Genomic DNA, 3,799 nt, shown 5'->3' with positions numbered 1-3,799 from the left:
TCAAGCAGTTTCGACGTATTGCAACACGCTATGAGAAACGAGCGGAGAACTATCTTGCCATGCTCACCATTGCTGCAATTCTCTTTTGGTTCTAGGTTTTAAAACACGCCCTAGCAAATTTGATGAGAAGTAACTCACGCTTAGAAGCAGGTTTCAACCCAGGTTACTTCTGGAAGTTTGCCCGATCGCAATCGAGTCACAATGTCGTTTTCATCCGTTTCAAACAAAATACGGTAGTTGCGATCGCTCACATCGGTTGGTACATAGGTCAGGTAATGACCACCCTGAACGTATTCGTGCGGCGACACTTCGATTTGTCCGGGATACATTGCTTCAATTTCGGCTCTGGTGTTGCCAATACCCGCACCGTTGAGGGTTCTGATTGTGCTGTCGCGCACCACATCTACACGCACGATTTGGTTGCCTGTCACCATGAACAACAAGTTTTCAATGCCCTGCGGATGGATATAGCCACAACCATTGTCATCGGTATCTGCTGCTGGGATGGGAACCCTTGCCGCTTGTTCAGCTTCAGCAATGGTCATGCCAACGCGCACTGGACCAATGCCATTGAGTGTGAGGGGTGACTGACTGCTGAGCGATTCAGACTGTGGTGTTGAGTCAGATTGAGCAGATTCGAGCGTAGGAGAAGTGTGATGGACAGGAGTAAAAGCCATTGAGGTCAGCGTGGAGGGATATGCAATCCATGAGGAAGGAGTTGGGACGCTGGCGATCGGTGTGGATTGATCGACGGTAGCGATCGCCACTCCAATTATGGTAGAAGCCACAACAAGACTTGAAACTAGGAAGTGAGCGACTTTCATGGTAGGAACACCAAAAATAAATAGTTGGGAGGTCGAGATTAGAGGTTAAGTTGCAATGATGCACCTTTGTTTGGTTGGGAATGATTTAACCTAATGGAGTTTGACTAATCACACTCACGTTTGGATCAAGGTTGTCGCCTGTACTGTAGACGTAATCAAAAGCGTCTTGATTATGGAGAAGATGCGATCGTAGAAACAGTCCACTCCAGCGTCCGATCGCCTCAGTTGCTAGGGTTTGATCCAGCGTTGGTCGAATGGGATCGCGATCGCTATCTTGATTGGTAATGCTATAGTGATTCGCACCTTCAACCGCGGTCAATGCTTTTGGTGTATCTTGAACGTTCACATATGTGGGTGCGGTTTTGCCAAAATCAGCAATGCCATAGAAAATACCCGCCTGTAATTCTGGAGGGATTGTGTAGCCCTCTGAGCCAATTTCAAGAATACCAATTTCTTCCTGGGTTGCGCCTAATCCAACGGCTCCATCAAACGAGTGTCCCAGAAGCCATCATTAAACCTCTTAAATTAGCCCTTGACGTAAAGCGGCTACGGCAGCCTGTACACGATGGTCAACTCCAAGCTTGTTGAAGATCCCACGTACATGAGTTTTTACAGTGTTGTGGCTCAGATATAGATGGGCTGCAATTTCAGAATTACTTTGACCTTCTGCCATGAGCTTCAAAACTTCCAATTCACGAACTGAGAGTTTGTGAGCAGGTGCTAAAGATATTGAGGAGGAATATTTTATTTTTTGCATGAAAACCTCTTAGGTGGTGCTAAAACTGCTAATCATTAACTACAATCAATCACGACTTTGCTGATGTCCATACCCCACACAACTGCTCTGTAGGTAGACATTGCAATCTCTAGGGTGAGATAGCAAAGGCACGCACTGACCTCTAGAAAGTATCGCAACTGAACTCACTTACGCAGGTTCCATATACAAGCGTGCCGACTCGATCTGATCTGCTTGTATGCCAAGAATGGTCACCCCACGCATACCAAACTGCGAACCATTACGATGGGTGCCGAACCAGTACCACTCAGCCCAGGTCGTTTCATCCTCAACTGTCAATCGGAGTAACTCGGAGTGAAAATCTGGGATGTTGTGGAACATAGCAGACCAATTCCTACGGACATGCTCAATTCCCAGTTCATCCCTTTCGGGATGGACTGGATGAGCGCCCTGAAAGTGAGGTGCAAAACAGGCTAAAAATGCTTCCAGATCATGCGCGTTTTGTGCTTGTTGCAGTCGCTCTACGACGACACTTTGACTAGATTCCATGACTTCTCCTTAAAGGTTTATCTTTCCTTGATCAGGTTTAAGCAATAGATCATGAGAGGTTGTCATTGTCATTTCTTCTAATGGTTTAACAGTTGGTCAAGATTGAGTCCTTACCAATTTTGTTTTATCTATCTAAAGCGTAATGAGTTGCAATGCTTAATTGCTTTCAGATTCTTACGGCGATTTGTCAGATTCTTATGGTGTTAGCGAACTTGTTTCGGGGACATTCCGCTAAGGATCAAAATTTTGGGTAAACCGGAAATCAAACTTGAAAGGATTGAATCAACGGTTAGATGATTTACTCATGATATCTCTTCCTGATAAATCCTTTGAGCAGTTCTTCTGCCATAGAAGATAGCAAGAATGGCAGTGGCGTATGCAAATAAGCTGTAAACAGCAGCAGGAACCGCCATATCGGGATTATTTAACAGCCCAGCAGTAATGGCGATCGCCAACGTCGCATTCTGAATTCCTACCTCGATCGCAATACAGATGCGCTGGGGAAACTTTAGATTAAACAACTGACCAAACCAAAATCCGATTGCCATTGAGATCACATTGAGCAATACTACCCCAATTCCGACTTGAGCAATAAAACCGGGGATGCGGCTCCACTCGCGAATGATGATTGCCAGAATAATTAAAGCGAGGAAGGCAATGGCTAGACGGTTTGCAACCTTCTCCAGTCGGCGGGCTAAATCAGGAAACTGTTGGCGAATCAACATTCCCAGTCCCACTGGCACCAGGGCGATCGCGAAAATTTGCAGCATGGTTTGCCCAACGGGTAAGGCGATCGCCGCGCCTTGACCAGCAAAGTGTTGCAGCGACAGATTTGCAAATATGGGGATTGTGAATACGGTAATGGCACTACTCAAAGCCGTTAGAGTCACAGAAAGGGCGACATCTCCTTTAGCCAAATAAGTAATCATATTTGAAGAAGGACCGCCCGGACAGAGTGCTAGCACCATTAATCCCACTGCAATTTCTGGTTGCATGGGTACGATTGAAGCAACCAAAAAGCTAACGACAGGGAGAAAAACCAATTGGCTGATCAAACCAACAGCCACCGCTTTAGGATAACGGGTGACTCGTTGAAAGTCTTCTGGTAGAAGGGTTAACCCCATGCCTAGCATCACGATCGCTAGACCGACTGGTAAAAGAACGGTGGTAAAAAAGGTAGCTTGCATGGATTGAGCTGGGTTTATTGCTTCATTGGCTGTTGATTATAACCGCTCTAAGTACAGGATAAAAATCAAAGTTTTTAATGGGGTTTTGTTTTTTATTTAGCTCCATCTTCAGGGCAGCCAATTGTTGTGCTGTAATACAAGATGTCCCAGCGTCGAATGAAACACATCATCGAGCTCGTATTTCTGTTTAAGATCGAGCAAGCGCTCGTAATTTGACCCAAAGGCAAGCAGAACACGCTTCTGCTCATGCTCATCCAGGATACTGATGTCGCCTTTTGAGAAGACCAGATCGCTGCCCTATCTGCTGGATGTGATGACTTTGTCTGTAAGCCGATTCAAACCAAAATCATTTTCGATAAGATAGCTGAGCAATTTAGGCAATCGCACAATTATAGCTCTACGGGAGCACGTTAGGACAGGTTTTGAAAGCTGCATCTATACAATTGTGAAAACTCTCAAACTCACTCCATCGTTGTCGCATCCAGTTCTTGAGCACAAACCAC

General features: G+C 45.6%; 5 protein-coding genes and 3 pseudogenes. 1 reads left to right on the top strand and 7 read right to left on the bottom strand.

Features of this window, described 5'->3' with window-relative positions; genetic code table 11:
- Positions 1–95 (top strand): annotated as a pseudogene (locus H6G00_RS17290) (IS5/IS1182 family transposase); the annotation flags it as partial.
- A gap of 45 nt (positions 96–140) precedes the next feature.
- Here H6G00_RS17290 and H6G00_RS17285 read toward each other — a convergent pair.
- From H6G00_RS17285 to H6G00_RS17255, 7 genes and pseudogenes are all read right to left on the bottom strand, one after another.
- Positions 141–788 (bottom strand): hypothetical protein, encoded by a 648-nt coding sequence (locus tag H6G00_RS17285; protein ID WP_190797709.1) that lies wholly within the window; start codon positions 786–788, stop codon positions 141–143.
- A 121-nt stretch (positions 789–909) separates the two neighbouring features.
- Positions 910–1,170, bottom strand: a complete 261-nt coding sequence (locus H6G00_RS17280) for a hypothetical protein (protein ID WP_190797708.1) — start codon at positions 1,168–1,170, stop codon at positions 910–912.
- Positions 1,171–1,344: 174 nt separating this feature from the next.
- Positions 1,345–1,533 (bottom strand): annotated as a pseudogene (locus H6G00_RS17275) (response regulator transcription factor); the annotation flags it as partial.
- Positions 1,534–1,749: 216 nt separating this feature from the next.
- Entirely contained in the window at positions 1,750–2,109 is a 360-nt protein-coding gene (locus H6G00_RS17270) for a nuclear transport factor 2 family protein (RefSeq protein WP_190797706.1), read from the bottom strand.
- A gap of 302 nt (positions 2,110–2,411) precedes the next feature.
- Positions 2,412–3,296 (bottom strand): bile acid:sodium symporter family protein, encoded by an 885-nt coding sequence (locus H6G00_RS17265; RefSeq protein WP_190797705.1) that lies wholly within the window; start codon positions 3,294–3,296, stop codon positions 2,412–2,414.
- A gap of 108 nt (positions 3,297–3,404) precedes the next feature.
- Positions 3,405–3,554 (bottom strand): BBE domain-containing protein, encoded by a 150-nt coding sequence (locus H6G00_RS36705; RefSeq protein WP_347278193.1) that lies wholly within the window; start codon positions 3,552–3,554, stop codon positions 3,405–3,407.
- Positions 3,555–3,693: 139 nt separating this feature from the next.
- Positions 3,694–3,799: pseudogene (locus H6G00_RS17255) on the bottom strand (IS630 family transposase); the annotation flags it as partial.

Origin of the sequence: Leptolyngbya sp. FACHB-541, assembly GCF_014695875.1 — a bacterium.
Lineage (GTDB): Bacteria > Cyanobacteriota > Cyanobacteriia > Elainellales > Elainellaceae > JAAUTN01.
This window is presented reverse-complemented; position numbering and strand designations above follow the sequence as displayed.